Below are 13,310 nucleotides of genomic sequence, written 5' to 3'. Positions count from 1 at the left end.
CGATCGGGAGCACGGGCTGCTCCGCAGACTCGACTTCATATCAGCTGGCGCTAATTATCGTCCCCTTGGGTGAAAAAACCTTAGAGGCGACATGCTGAAACCATCAAGGAAGAACAATGTTCGAGAGAGCCGACTTCTATCTCTTTTTCGCAGCTATGGTGATCGTATCACAGTGCGGCGGGTCACACGCAAACTTCATTCGTACCGAGATTGGCTCAGAGCGTTTGCCCTGACGCTCCTCCCGACGAGCAAGGCTCATCACTGCAACGCCTGCGATCGCGATGTAGCGGCTTTTTACCGTTTCGGAGCGTACACTCTTATCTGCCCGCTTTGTCATGCCGTGGATCGTGAGCGGTTTTTGATTTGTGCTCTAGACCATAGGCTTATCAAGTTGCCGGCGGGGCAGCTTGAAATTCTCCAGATTGCGCCAAGCGAAAAGGGTCTTTCAAAGAGACTCTCTCAAGCGGGCAACCTAATCAAAGCCGATTTCGAGCCGGGACGGTACGGGCCGGATACCGTGAAAATTGACCTGATGGACATGCGTCGCACCAGCGATCTCGATATCGTTGTCTTAAGTCATGTCATGGAACACGTACCTGATGATCGGCATGTGTTTCGGCAACTTTGGTCATCTCTTAAACCCCGAGGGCAGGTCTGGATCCAGGTACCGCTTATTTACCGCCAAACGATCGAAGCGGCACCATCTATGTCACTGAGCGAGCGCGACGAGCGCTTTGGTGGATCGGATCACGTGCGAGCCTACGGACCGGATATCAAGGAGCGTATCGAGGACGCCGGCTTTACGGTCACCCGAATAAATTCAGATCGTATACCCGCCGGGGATCGCGACCGGCTTGGGCTTCTCTCCGATACTCTCTTTGTCGCAGAACGGCCCGAGTAACCCAATTTGGAATGAAAGCATTGTTGCCACGCTTGTCCGCTTCGGCCTGCCCCTTCGGGCGCCGGGCCGGCTTTCCCCAGCCAACCCGGACGCGAGTGGACAGATTTGGTTCCGTGGGGCTCCATTCTCGAAACTGCGGCGACCGTTTTAAAGAAATCAAAAGGCTGCCGAAGGTATCATCTTGGCGACGAGGCCATGATCGGCGAATCCCACCCCTTCGCGACCATGACCCGAAGGGCTATCTCGCGCCTGGTGCCTCTCAAAAAGTGGTTTGTCTACCATGCGACGGAGCGTCGCGAGACACAGAAATCAATAGAAAAATAAATGCCTTAATGACTAGACCTTCGTTCCTTGATGCCTCGCAAACTTGTCTAGGTGTAGAATAGGAGCCGCGTCTGGAACTGCTCGCGGCGCCAATGGCGCCCAAAAGACATTCGTCGACGAAGCTGGTGCACGGCGAGGCATTGAGCATCCACAGCCTGCGGTGCCTCTACGCGTTGATGACCCGAAGCCGCCTTACGCATTGCCTGTTGACTCGGGCATATCTTCTCTGTCCGCACAAAAGGCATACAGTGGTATAAACAAGAGATATCGTCGGTCTCCAATCTGATAACCGGATGAAGGGAGTTGAGTGATGTTCACGAACAGCAAACGTTTTTCGCGCCGTCGGTTCCTCGGCGTCAGCGCCGGCGCCTTCGCGGCCGGCCCGTTGGGCCCGTTTGTGCGGGCGGCACGCGCGCAGGTGACGACATTCAAGGCCGGCGTTATCACCTCGCTGTCGGGCGAGAACATCCTCGGCGGCAACCTGACCAAACGCGGTTACGACCTATGGGCGGAGGCCATCAACGCCAAGGGCGGGGTTGAAGTCGCCGGCGAGCGCTTCAAGGTCGACATGTTCTACGGTGACGACCAAAGCAACCCCGCGACCGGCGCCGATGCCGCCGAGCGCCTGATCGTCCAGAATGAGGTCGACGTGCTATTCGGCCCTTACACCAGCGGTTCGACTATCGCCGTGCAGCCGATCTGCCAGAAGTACCAGGTGCCGATGATTTCCGGCTCCGCTGAATCCCCAAACGTCTGGAAGGCCAAGCCGGAATTCAACTTCGGCATCATCCCGGCTGTGGACACCACTGCGGGTAAATCGCTGGCCGTGCTGGCGAAACTGTCTAATCCCATGGCCAAGACGATTGCTGTGATCGGCGTCAACGAACCCTTCTCGAAGGAAACCGGCGAAGGTTTTCGCGACGGGGCCAAGGAGGCCGGATTGGAAGTCGTCGCCTACGAATTGGTGCCGGCCTCTGGCGACCTTACCCCCGTCATCTCTAAGATCGCAGCGCTCAATCCCGATATCCTCGCCGTCGGCGGCCATGAGGAGCCGCTGATCAATGTCGTCAAGACCTCCAAGTCGCTGAACTTCCGGCCCAAGGCGCTGATAATGCACTATGGCGTCACCGACCCGGCCTTCGCCCAGGCGCTCGCCGCGGACGCCGACGGCACCTGCGGCGTCTCCGTGTGGCTGCCGTCAGTTCCATATAAGGACGACCTCTTCGGCACCGCAAAGGAGTTTGCCGAGATGGCGCAAAAGAAGTCCGGGCACGAGCCCGACTATACCGAAGCGGCCTGCGCGGCCAGCGGTCTCGTTTTCGGCGATGCCGTCAAGCGGCTTGGCAAGAAGCCGGGGCTCACGCCTGAAGACAGGGTGGCTCTTAAGGACGCGATAGCCGCGACCGACATCCAGACCTTCTACGGACCGATCAAGTTCGAGAAGGAAGGCAACCACTACCACGACAACGTCCAGCCCGTGCCGGTGCTGATCCAGATTCAGGGTGGCAAGACCGTAGCGGTGGGGCCGAAAGAGGCCGCGGCAGCGGACCTCACCTACCCGCTGCCAGCTTGGAAATAGCCGGTTCTGGACAGGGTGGGGGCGGCCTCGTCGCCATCACCCTTGCCCGGCGCAATGACGGTGGTTGCGCGTGCTCGGAAAATGACGGACCATGCTATCGTGTGTACGGCCGCTTTGCCGCGGCACTCCGCTCTTTCGTTGGCTGACGGACGGTTCCCGCGTTGGATCTATTCCTACAGACCTTGCTGAACGGCCTTCTGATCGGCGGCGTCATCGCCACTTTTACGATCGGTTTCCAGCTCGCTTTCGGCGTGCTGCATGTCATCGATTTCGCGGTGGGCGGCTGGGTCGTGCTGGGCGGCTATCTCGGCTACTATATGGGTGCCGGACTTGGGGTCGACGGATTCCTGGCGATCCCCGTGGCCTTCATGCTGTTCGGCGCCATCGGCTATCTGATTGGGCCGATCCTCTACAATGTCCGCAACAGCCGCACGGCGCGGCCGGAATTGATGGCGCTGGCGTTGACCTTCGGCCTGTTCACACTGCTGCGCGGCGGCATGCTGACCGCGTGGGGCTTCAATACCCACAGCGTGCCGACCGTGTTGAGCGGCGAGAGCCTCGCCGTCGGGCCCGTGACGGTGCCACTGATCCGCGTGGCCGCGGCGGTCTTCGCGATCGCCATCGCCGGCGGACTGTTCCTGTTCCTCTACCGCACCCGCTATGGGTTGGCGATCAGAGCGACGGCTGAAAACCGGCAGAACGCCGCACTGATGGGCGTCAACATCCGCCGCCTCAGCGCCACTGTTTACGGGCTCTACGCAGGCATCACTGCCATGGCCGGCGTACTAATGGGTGCAATCTTTTCAGTGAACCCGGAAGTCGGCCTGCGCTATACTCTGTTCGCATTTTTCGTGGCTGTGCTTGCCGGCTTGGGCTCCGTCGGCGGTGCCCTCGTCGCCGCGCTGCTGCTCGGCGTCATCGAAGCCTTCGTCGCGACCTATGTCGGGTCGAGCTATTCGCTGCTGGCGATCTTCGGCACCCTATTCCTCGTCCTTCTCGTGTCTCCGCGCGGGATCCTGCGGCACGGCTTGTGAGGCGGGACATGAAGCCACGCTGGGCCGTCCTCCTCCTGCTGATCGCCGTAATCGTTGTGCTGGCGCTGCTGCCGATGCTGGTCAACAACTACTGGCTGCGCATTGCCACCGGCGCGCTGATGTGGGCGGGGCTGGCCTGCTCCTGGAACATGCTCGGCGGCTATGCCGGCTACATCAATTTCGGCCATTCGGCCTTCTTCGGGCTCGGCGCCTATGTTACGGCGCTGCTGATGGGCGACAGGCTCGCCTGGCCCTTCTTCGCCACCCTCCCGGCCGGTATCGTGGTGACGGCGCTGTTTGCCATCATCATCGGCGCGCCGACGCTGCGCCTGCGCGGCGCCTATTTCGCCATAGCCACCTGGGCCTTCGCCGAGGTGCTCATACAGTTCGCCTCGGTGATGGACTTCACCGGCGGCATCGGCGGCATTGGGCTGCCGCCCTTTCTTGACGAGCGCTTCTTCTACTTCGCCATGTTCGGCGCGGCTGCGCTCACCTATCTCATTACGTGGGCGCTGTTCGAGCGCTCGCGTTTCGGGCTGAAGGTCAAGGCACTGCGCGATCATGAGCCGGCGGCCGAGGCTATCGGTATCAATACTTCGCTGGTCAAGCTGCAGACCTTCGTGCTCAGTGCCGTCACCGCCTCGGTATTCGGCGCGATCTTCGCCTACTGGGTCACGTTCATCAATCCGAAAAGCGTCTTCGGCGGCGACATCACCGATCAGATGGTGGTGATGGTGCTGCTGGGCGGGCTGGGCAGCCTGTGGGGGCCGGCATTGGGCGGTGTGGCGCTCTTTGTCGTAAACCGCATCATCTGGATGTACTGGGGTGACACCGCCTTCTATATCGCCATATTGGGCGCGGCCATCGTGCTGGTGGTGCTGTTCCTGCCGAACGGCATCGCCGGCATGTTTTCGAGGCGCGTGGCCAAGTCTGGCGCCGTGCTGGACAAGGCGGTCGGCAATCTTGTCGGCGGCGGCCCGGGACGGCCCAGTTGAGCGCCGCCGAGGGCAAAACGGCTGGCACCGGCGAGCCTATTCTCGTCGTGCGCGAACTCCACTGCCATTTCGGCGGCATCAAGGCCGTCAACGGTGTCTCCCTGGACGTCGGTCGGCGCGAGATCGCCGGCCTGATCGGACCTAACGGGTCTGGCAAGTCGACTCTGTTCAACCTGATATCGGGCACGGTGACGCCGGATCGTGGCCAGATCCGCTTCGACGGTCACGAAATCGGCGGCCGAAAGGCTCACGCGATCGCGCGGCTGGGGCTTGCTCGCACCTTCCAGATTCCGGCCATGTTCGACAATATGAGCGTCACCGAAAACCTGCTGGCGGCTGCGGCCGAGGGCCACTGGCAGGGCGCGCGCGAACGGGCGGCCGATACGCTGGCGCTGCTCAAGCTGGAGCATGTCGCAGACAACCGCGCATCCGATCTTTCGGGCGGCCAGCAGAAACTGCTGGAGTTCGGGCGCGTTGTGATGCGCCAGGCCTCGCTCATTCTGCTCGACGAGGTGACAGCGGGCGTGCATCCCAACATCCGCAAGATCATCGTGGAGGCCATCGCGCGGCTGCGCGAGCGCGGCACCACTGTCCTGGTCATCGAGCACGACATGGAAATGGTGCGGAACGTGTGCGACCGCATCATCGTCATGGATGCAGGCCGTGTCGTGGCCACCGGGCCTTTCAACAACATCGTTCGCAATTCGGAGGTTATGCAGACCTATCTGGGGCGGCCGCAATGAGCACCACGCTCACCGCCGACAACATCGTTACCGGCTACGGCAAGCAGGAGATCGTCCATGGCGTCTCGCTGAGCGCGGAAGCTGGCAAGATTACCTGCATCTTCGGGCCGAACGGCAGTGGCAAGTCGACCCTGCTCAAGGCCATTGTGGGCGCGCTGCCGGTGTGGAGCGGTACGGCGCGCCTGGGCGAATCAACACTCTCTAACCTTGCCGTCCATGAGGTGGTGCGCCAGGGGCTGGTGTTGATGCCGCAGGGCGGCGGTGTGTTTCCGCGCCTGACAGTGATGGAGAATTTGCGCATGGGTGGCTACGCCATCGCGGACCGGCGGCTAGTCGAACAGCGCATCGAGGCGCTGATCGAGCAATATCCCTCTTTGGCACGGCGGCGGCGTACCGCGGCCGGTTCGCTTTCGGGCGGCGAGCAGGCAATGCTTGCGCTGGCGCGGGCACTGGTTTCGGAACCGCGCTTCATTCTGCTGGACGAGCCTTCCGCCGGATTGTCGCCGGCCATGGTCATCGAGACGCTCGAACGCATTACCACCCTCACCGCGCACGGCATCGGCATTGTGATGGTGGAGCAGAACATCCGCGAGGCGATGCCGATTGCGGACAAGCTTTACATCCTGGCGGCCGGCGAAAAGCGCTTCGAGGGGACGCGTCGTGACGTGCGCGACGACCGGCAGATCATGGAAATCTATATGGGGGGGGCGTGAGAGAAGCGGTCGACACCCCCAGCGCGAGTTGCAAGTGCCAAATGTGGCTTGGCGGTTAGTTGTAAGAAGGCGCTCATTTTCGGCAGTCAATTGGGAGAATGATCAGGCTGAGTTCGTTGTCGTACAGAAGTTCAAGCCTGCTGCTCAGAACCTGAACACTCGCCCTGTGGCCGACTTGGCGAGACCTTTGCGTCGAGCAACATTTCATATCCAACTCCCGTCGTTCGTTTCGTGGAATGCCGAAGATATCGCCGCAAAGGGGAATGTTCAGATCACCGGCCCGGCGCTTCGCCGAAGCCACCGGCAGGATCGTCCTTGCCAAAGCGAGCGTTGAAGTCCGCCATGAACTCAGGTGCATAAGCATTGGTCTCCTTTGATCGTGCTGATGACGCGCAGGCGCAGTGCCTTCACAAGCCGATCTTGGAGTGTCTGATTGGCGCGCTCAACACGTCCTTTGAGAACCGGCACGCGTCCGCCTGCAGAATAATAGAGAGATGGTCCCGAAATGGATGTTGCGTAGGAGCCCGGGATCGACGGGCGTCACTGCAGCACTTCTTGATGGATTATCATGTCCGCGGCCCGCTGGCCGATCATCATACTGGGCGCATTGGTGTTGCGGCCGATCAACTTCGGCCGCGTCCAGGAGGGCAAGGGCCGCAAGGACCGCCACTCCACGATGTCGCCGCGACTGCACGAACTGCTCCGCGTCTGGTGGCGTGAGGGCGACGACGGGGCATGAAGCTGCCGCAGCTTGCCTGTTTCCGCGCCGCAACCCCGGTCACTGACGGGAACCAGCTACGCGTAGGAGCACCGTGCCAGTTTTGGCGCTTAGGTTCTGCGAATTTGCAGAGGTGCCGGTCGATGGTCTTTCCGCTGAGGCAGAGCTCATGAGCGATCACCTTATTTGACCTGCCGGTCGCCACCAGCCGCAGCACGTGCAGCTCGCGTGGCGTCAGCCCGAAACCAATCTCCGGTGATGCAACTGATCTCTGAGAATCGATCCTCGGGATATCGGATGCGGCACCCAACGCTTCGAACGCCTCCCGAAGCGGAGCGCATGCGCCGTGGCTGTGATCGGCGAGTGCCCATCGGAATCTCGCCACACTTGTCACTCCAGTGTCGATGTCCGATCCTATTCTATCGCACGAGCAGCCAACTGGTTTATAATTGCTCCAACTGTCCCAACTATGGAGGAAGCCGATGCAAGAGGCCCTCGTCGTCCGCCGCGAGACACACATCCCGGCGCCCCCCGCTGCGCTGTTTGCCCTCCTGACCGATCCGGAGAAGATCCTGCGCTGGATGGGAACAGAGGCGCAGCTTGAGCCGCAGCCCGGCGGGCTCTATCTCGTCAATGTTACCGGGGCTCGCGTCGCTCGCGGCACCTTCCGGGAGGTGGTGCCGGTGCACCGTCTGGCATACAGCTTCGGCTGGGAAGAGAGCGATGAGGTGCCGCCGGGATCGAGCCTGATTGAGATCGATCTGATCGAGCAGCCGGACGGAACGCTGCTGCGCCTGACCCACACCGGCCTGCCCAATGCCGAGCAATGCGCCGGCCATGCGGAGGGCTGGGCTCATTACCTCGGCAGGCTGGGCGAGGTTGCAGCCGGGCGTGATCCCGGCCCGGATCCCAAATACGGCCACACGGGCAGGGGGTGACGGCCTTCCGCGCGCGATATCGCCGCCCGTGAGCCCGTTGCAATTTGACGGCGGACGCCGGCTCGCAGGGCGGGTCGAACCCGGCGCCATCGAGGATCGGACCGTACCAGCGCCGGGGGCGGGGGGAGGATAGATCGGCGGGCCGGCTGCGCATCGTCACGGCGCGGATGACAGGCCGGGTGCGGTGGCCGCATAATCGCGCCATGGATCTGCCCGCGCCTCTCGCCTGGCTGGTGGACGAGGCCGGCGCCTCGGCCGCCCCCGATCGGTTTCTGGCCGAGCTCGGCGGCCGACTTCTGGCTGACGGCCTGCCGCTGGCCGGCGGCGCGCTGACGCTCGCGGTGCCGCATCCCATCATCACCCGCCGCACCTGGCTTTGGCGGGCGGAGACAGGGGCGGTGATCGAGGCGCTGAGCTTCGCCGGCGGTCCGCTCGGCCAGGCCGGGCGCGACTGGCTGGCGGAGCTCGGCCCGGTGCAGGAGGGCCCGGTTGGCCGGGCGCCGGATAGTCCGGTGCTGGGCTGGGCTGGAACCCGGCCGTTCGGCCCCGCCGAGGCTGCCCGGCTGCGCCAGGCCGCGCGCTTCGCCGCGGCGCCCCTTGCCGCACTTGCGGCGCGGGCGGCGCTGACAGCGCTGCTCGAGGCTTATCTCGGCCGGCGCAGTGCCGCCCGGGTGCAAGGCGGGTCCCTGCGCCGCGGCACCGGAGAAACCATTCGCGCCGCGCTGCTCTATGCCGACCTGCGCGGCTTTACCGCCCTGTCCGAGTCAACCGAGCCCACGACGGTGATCGCCGCGCTCGACGCCTGGTTCGACCGCGTCGCCGGCGCGGTGCACGCCTTTGGGGGCGAAGTGCTGAAATTCATCGGCGACGGCATGCTGGCGATTTTCCCGGTCACCGCTGCGCCGGCCGATGCCTGCGAGGCGGCGCTGCGCGCCGTCGCCGCCGCCCGCGCCGGCATGGCCCATCTCGATGCGGGGCGGCAGGCGCAGGGCCTGCCCCGGCTGCCGTTCGGCGCGGCGCTGCATCTCGGCGAGATGCTGTGGGGCAATATCGGCGCGGTCGACCGGCTGGATTTCACCGCCATCGGCCCCGCGGTCAACCTGGTCAGCCGGCTGGAGGGGCTATGCCGGCCGCTCGGCCGCTCGGTGCTGATCTCGGGCGCGCTCGCCGCCGAGATCACCACACCGCTGGTGCCGCTGGGCGAACACGTGCTGCGCGGCATCGCCGCGCCCTGCACCGTCTTCACCCTGCCGGATGCGTAATCGCGGTCCTGCGGGGCGGCGGCGTCAACCGCAGATTTGGTTTAGCTTGATTTTGGCCATCTAGTCGTCTCCGAACGTCAAAAACTAGGAGCAGAATAGGGGCACTCAGACCCACTGCTCCGGACTACTGCCGCGTGCTAGAGAAAGGTCGAAGGCTCAAGAACGCAAGCTAAGTCCTTGCATCGTAGTGTCTTTTCGCATTTTTACTTGCAAACGGCGGACATGAACTTAGACGAAATTGGCGGGCTCTTAGTCGGCTTCCGCCCCCCTTCGGCGTCTGCATCCGGTACGGTTTCATCAAAGATGACCGACCAGACAACATCCATCAGCCTGCGGCGCCTGACGCCAGGATTGTCACTTGGGGGAAGGCCGGACTGGCGCCCTGAGCATTTGTGGCGCAACTGCGACGCATGGCATGTGCATGGAATGGCGCGAAGACACCGTCCTCGGGCAAGGTGCGGCAACGCTATCATGTCACGATGATAGCCATCAATTCGCTCTTCTGCCGTGCAGACTTTGGTCTTCCGCTTGATTGGCGCGAACGCGACTTCCTATTCCAAGCGCGCTCGAATGCTTAGGCTCAGGTTTAAGGTGGCGGCGCATTGCGGTCTGGGCAATCAAAGGTTGAGCCTTCTTCACATGGAGAAGGCTGATCGCCAACGCCGCCATAACGTTCAACGAGTTTTGCGAATCCGTAGGCGAAGGCGGAAAGAAGAGCCAGGATACTATTCGGATGGCCATAGGGGATCGTAACAGGATCCCACATTGGATGTCGCAATTCCTCCGCTGCCGCTAGTGCGTCAATTTGAAATTTGACCTTTGCCGTGTCGCATCCGGTCCCGGCTCCTATGCTTAGCGGAGGTACGCAGGAGACGTGGGTCATGAGCGTGACGTCTGATAAGCCCGAGCATGTCGCTACCGCTTTTGCGAACGCTTGGAACCGGCATGACATGGATGAGTTTGCGTCTCTGTTCGCTTCCGATGCTAATTTCGTTAACGTCGTAGGTGTTTGGTGGAAGAACCGATCCGAGATCGAAGCGGCGCACCGAGCCACCCATGACACCATGTTTCGGGATAGCCGATTAGAAGGCGATATCTCGTCGGTTGTGGAATTGGCTCCGGGGCTTGCTTCTGTTCATTACACTTGGACGCTAACGGGAGCATTTGCTCCGGACGGCTCCCCGGCCGGGGTTAGGAAAGGCATATTGCTTCTGATTGTCCAAGAAGGGCAGTCGGGATGGCGAATCAAGGTGGCTCAGAACACGGATATTGTTCCAGGCGCAATCGCCCCAGCCGGCTCGAAAGGCTAGCTCGCGTCAACCAGAGGCGGAACAGGGCGTCCGCCAGCGAGCCTGACCACCAATACGTATGCGTGCCGGAATGCCGAATTCGACTGGTTTGATCCTCGTCACCGAGGCCGTCAACGCCACGCGTACCGAATTCCTGGTCTTCGCCAAGGCCCATGGCGCCATGGACCTGAGGGTACCGGCCGAGGTGGGCGTCGTTGCGAAAGTGACTATCCTCGGCTCAGGCAAACTCGATTTCTCCGCCGTGACAAAATGGTGAGCGGCGAAGACATGAAGCCCGAGCGGCTTGACAATAGCCGACTGAGGAAGTCGGCGTGTTTGCCCAATCACATGCAACTAAGGCCATCTTGGCTCAAAGGTAGCCTTTGGCCGAGGTCGGTTCTGAATTGAAGCCGGCCTACATCTATCACGAAGTGAATGGCAGTTTTGCGCTTTAATATCGGCCGCAGAGGCGGATTTGCTTTCGCCCAAAAGCCAGACATCGCAGCTGACCATGCTGAAGGTCGCGCCCGCACCACCTGCCGACCTCAGCACCTCTAAGCGCAAACGTCTGGTGTAATGCCCGATGCGCGCGCTCGCAGGCCATCTCGCTGTTACATCGCCGTGACAAAAGCACCGCCACGGTGGCGTCAACCGGTTACACAGGGCAAGAAATATCTCCGGCCTTCTGGGAGTGACGTGTCAGCGTCTCCAGAGGCTGCGTGGGCGCGGCGACTGGAACGCTCCACGCCTCGCAAGAGGGATAGCGAAACCTCGTGAAGGCAAGGTCGAGCTGCGTTCTGCGCTCTATATCGGCGGCGGGCGGCGACCGGAGAGATGGATACCATGCACATGGGGCGTCTGGAAGTTGGCAGGACACGGACACGGGGCGGCCCGCGTGCAGGCGCTTGGCTGAGCGATGCAATGACCACGCAGCGCCACCTCGCAGCGATCCTGGCTTGCGACGTGGTCGGCTATTCGCGCCTGACGGAGCGCGACGAGCGCGGCACGCTCGAGCGGCTGAAGATGTACCGCAAGGACCTCCTCGAACCGCTGGTCTCTGTGCACCAGGGTCGGATCGTCAAGCTCACCGGCGACGGCATGCTGTGCGAGTTCGCGAGCGTCGTTAACGCGGTGACCTCGGCAATGGCGATTCAGCAGGCCCTGGCAGAACATGAGGCGGAGATGCCCGAGGAAGAGCGGATTCGCTTGCGCATCGGTGTCAATCTCGGCGACGTGGTCTGCGAGGAGGACGGCGACCTCTACGGTGACGGGGTCAACATCGCCGCCCGACTCGAAAGCATCGCCGATGCCGGCACCGTGGTCGTCTCCGGCACCGCGTACGACCACCTTCAGGGCAAGCTCGATTGCGGCTTCAGGCCGCTCGGCAACCTGCGCCTCAAGAACATCGAGCGGCCCGTGCGCGCCTACCGCGTCGAGTCCGACGCCAGCGCCTCGGTGGCTGCATCGCCTCCCTTGCCCGAGAAACCCTCGATCGCGGTCCTGCCTTTCACCAACATGAGCGGCGACCCCGACCAGGAATACTTCGCCGACGGGCTGGTGGAGGACATCATCACGGGATTGAGTCGGGTGAACTCCTTCTTCGTGATCGCCCGCAACTCGTCCTTCACCTACAAGGGCCGGGCGGTAGACCTGCGCCAGGTCGGGCGCGAGCTGGGCGTCCGCTACGTGCTAGAAGGCAGCATCCGCAGAGCAGGATCGCGGGTGCGTATCAGCGGGCAGCTGGTGGACGCGATCAGTGGGCACCATGTCTGGACTGACCGCTTCGAGGGCGATGTGAGCGACATCTTCGACCTGCAGGACAAGGTGACCGAGAGCGTCGTCGGTGCGGTCGAACCGAGCATCCGGCTGCAGGAGATCAAGCAGGCGCGCATGAAACCGACCGAGTACATCAGCGCCTACGACCTCTACCTTCGCGCGCTGCCGCGCTTCTACAGCATGACGCGCGAAGGCTTTGCCGACGTGCGCCGGCTCACCAACGAGGCGCTCAGCATCGACCCTGGCTTCAACTTGGCGAAGGCACTCGGCGCCTATATCCGCAGCCTATCCGTGAGCCAGTGCTGGCACGAGCCCGACGATATCCGAGTCGCCGCGCGCATGGCGCGAGAGGTACTGGCGGAAGCGCGCGACGATCCCACGAGCCTACGCTTCGCCGCGCAGGTGATCGCCTACAGCGCGAAGGACTACGAGATGGCGTTGCGCACGATCGAGCGATCCCTGCTGCTCAACCCCAATTCGGCGCAGGGCCATACGGGCAGCGGCTGGGTGAACGCACATTCCAGCCGCCCGCTCGTCGCCATCGAGCACTTTCACAGGGCAATGCGGCTGAGCCCGATCGACCCCGAGAAGGGCATCGCGCTCTCCGGCATCGGGATGAGCTACCTGATGCTCGAGCGCTACGAGGAAGCGCTGGCATGGGGAGAACGCGCGCTGCACGAGATGCCGAACTACGGCTCCTCGCACCGGGTGGTGATCATGGCGCTGGTCAAACTCAACCGGCTGGACGAGGCGCAGGCGGCGGCGCGGCGTCTTATGAAGGCGTTCCCGACCTACACGCTCACCCTGCAGAGACAGATCAACCCGTGGCTGGACGAGGTGTTCGCCGAGCGTTATGTCGAGGCGCTGGGCATCTCCGGCGTGCCAGAGTGATCGTCGCAGTTGCAAAGATGCCCGGCGAGGCGACGTTCCCTTGACCTGCGTCGCTTCTGGAAGGCCAGTTCTCTGGCGGCTTGCCTTAGGACTGAGCGCGTAGAGCAGCGTGAACGGCCGGCGAGCTCTCCGTTGAATTCGCGTCGA

The 13,310-nt window shown here is 62.6% G+C and carries 13 protein-coding genes and 2 pseudogenes; 12 read left to right on the top strand and 3 right to left on the bottom strand.

Annotated features, from left to right (window positions below):
* Positions 1-91: 91 nt before the first annotated feature.
* From NKH63_RS25290 to NKH63_RS25265, 6 genes are all read left to right on the top strand, one after another.
* A complete protein-coding gene (locus tag NKH63_RS25290) occupies positions 92-901 on the top strand; it encodes a class I SAM-dependent methyltransferase (protein ID WP_352919061.1) in 810 nt (269 codons plus the stop codon).
* A gap of 634 nt (positions 902-1,535) precedes the next feature.
* Complete coding sequence (locus NKH63_RS25285) at positions 1,536-2,804, top strand: amino acid ABC transporter substrate-binding protein (protein WP_352919059.1); 1,269 nt, start codon at positions 1,536-1,538, stop codon at positions 2,802-2,804.
* A gap of 161 nt (positions 2,805-2,965) precedes the next feature.
* Positions 2,966-3,838 (top strand): branched-chain amino acid ABC transporter permease, encoded by an 873-nt coding sequence (locus NKH63_RS25280; protein WP_352496556.1) that lies wholly within the window; start codon positions 2,966-2,968, stop codon positions 3,836-3,838.
* A gap of 8 nt (positions 3,839-3,846) precedes the next feature.
* The gene (locus NKH63_RS25275) at positions 3,847-4,833 is read left to right on the top strand and encodes a branched-chain amino acid ABC transporter permease (protein WP_352642002.1); all 987 of its coding nucleotides are present in this window, start codon (positions 3,847-3,849) and stop codon (positions 4,831-4,833) included.
* Positions 4,830-5,576, top strand: coding sequence for an ABC transporter ATP-binding protein (locus NKH63_RS25270; protein ID WP_023723178.1), 747 nt, complete (start codon positions 4,830-4,832; stop codon positions 5,574-5,576). The genes NKH63_RS25275 and NKH63_RS25270 overlap by 4 nt, the downstream gene beginning before the upstream one ends.
* Positions 5,573-6,289, top strand: coding sequence for an ABC transporter ATP-binding protein (locus NKH63_RS25265; RefSeq protein WP_023723177.1), 717 nt, complete (start codon positions 5,573-5,575; stop codon positions 6,287-6,289). Before NKH63_RS25270 ends, NKH63_RS25265 begins: the two co-directional genes overlap by 4 nt.
* 73 nt (positions 6,290-6,362) lie before the next feature.
* Here the strand turns inward: NKH63_RS25265 and NKH63_RS25260 are convergent, their stop codons facing one another.
* Together NKH63_RS25260 and NKH63_RS25255 are read right to left on the bottom strand one after the other, a co-directional pair.
* Positions 6,363-6,653, bottom strand: coding sequence for a hypothetical protein (locus NKH63_RS25260; protein ID WP_352919146.1), 291 nt, complete (start codon positions 6,651-6,653; stop codon positions 6,363-6,365).
* Positions 6,604-6,754, bottom strand: a pseudogene (locus NKH63_RS25255) (ISNCY family transposase); the annotation flags it as partial. The gene NKH63_RS25260 and the pseudogene NKH63_RS25255, both read right to left, overlap by 50 nt.
* 103 nt (positions 6,755-6,857) lie before the next feature.
* Here NKH63_RS25255 and NKH63_RS25250 point away from each other — a divergent pair.
* Complete coding sequence (locus tag NKH63_RS25250; RefSeq protein ID WP_023723176.1) at positions 6,858-7,028, top strand: hypothetical protein; 171 nt, start codon at positions 6,858-6,860, stop codon at positions 7,026-7,028.
* A 121-nt stretch (positions 7,029-7,149) separates the two neighbouring features.
* Here the strand turns inward: NKH63_RS25250 and NKH63_RS25245 are convergent.
* Positions 7,150-7,527, bottom strand: a pseudogene (locus NKH63_RS25245) (helix-turn-helix transcriptional regulator); the annotation flags it as partial.
* Between NKH63_RS25245 and NKH63_RS25240 the strand changes: the two are divergent.
* The 5 genes from NKH63_RS25240 (at position 7,490) to NKH63_RS25220 (ending at position 13,163) form a co-directional block, all read left to right on the top strand.
* On the top strand, positions 7,490-7,945 hold the full coding sequence (locus NKH63_RS25240; RefSeq protein ID WP_352919057.1) for an SRPBCC family protein: 456 nt from the start codon (positions 7,490-7,492) through the stop codon (positions 7,943-7,945). The pseudogene NKH63_RS25245 and the gene NKH63_RS25240 sit on opposite strands and share 38 nt — an antisense overlap.
* A gap of 203 nt (positions 7,946-8,148) precedes the next feature.
* Positions 8,149-9,207 (top strand): adenylate/guanylate cyclase domain-containing protein, encoded by a 1,059-nt coding sequence (locus tag NKH63_RS25235; RefSeq protein WP_352919055.1) that lies wholly within the window; start codon positions 8,149-8,151, stop codon positions 9,205-9,207.
* A gap of 881 nt (positions 9,208-10,088) precedes the next feature.
* Positions 10,089-10,517 (top strand): SgcJ/EcaC family oxidoreductase, encoded by a 429-nt coding sequence (locus NKH63_RS25230; protein ID WP_031194889.1) that lies wholly within the window; start codon positions 10,089-10,091, stop codon positions 10,515-10,517.
* A 70-nt stretch (positions 10,518-10,587) separates the two neighbouring features.
* On the top strand, positions 10,588-10,773 hold the full coding sequence (locus NKH63_RS25225; RefSeq protein WP_156948243.1) for a hypothetical protein: 186 nt from the start codon (positions 10,588-10,590) through the stop codon (positions 10,771-10,773).
* A gap of 644 nt (positions 10,774-11,417) precedes the next feature.
* A complete protein-coding gene (locus NKH63_RS25220) occupies positions 11,418-13,163 on the top strand; it encodes an adenylate/guanylate cyclase domain-containing protein (RefSeq protein WP_023721869.1) in 1,746 nt (581 codons plus the stop codon).
* Positions 13,164-13,310: the final 147 nt, after the last annotated feature.

Origin of the sequence: Mesorhizobium sp. M0960, from assembly GCF_040319055.1 — a bacterium.
Taxonomy (GTDB): domain Bacteria; phylum Pseudomonadota; class Alphaproteobacteria; order Rhizobiales; family Rhizobiaceae; genus Mesorhizobium.
This window is presented reverse-complemented; position numbering and strand designations above follow the sequence as displayed.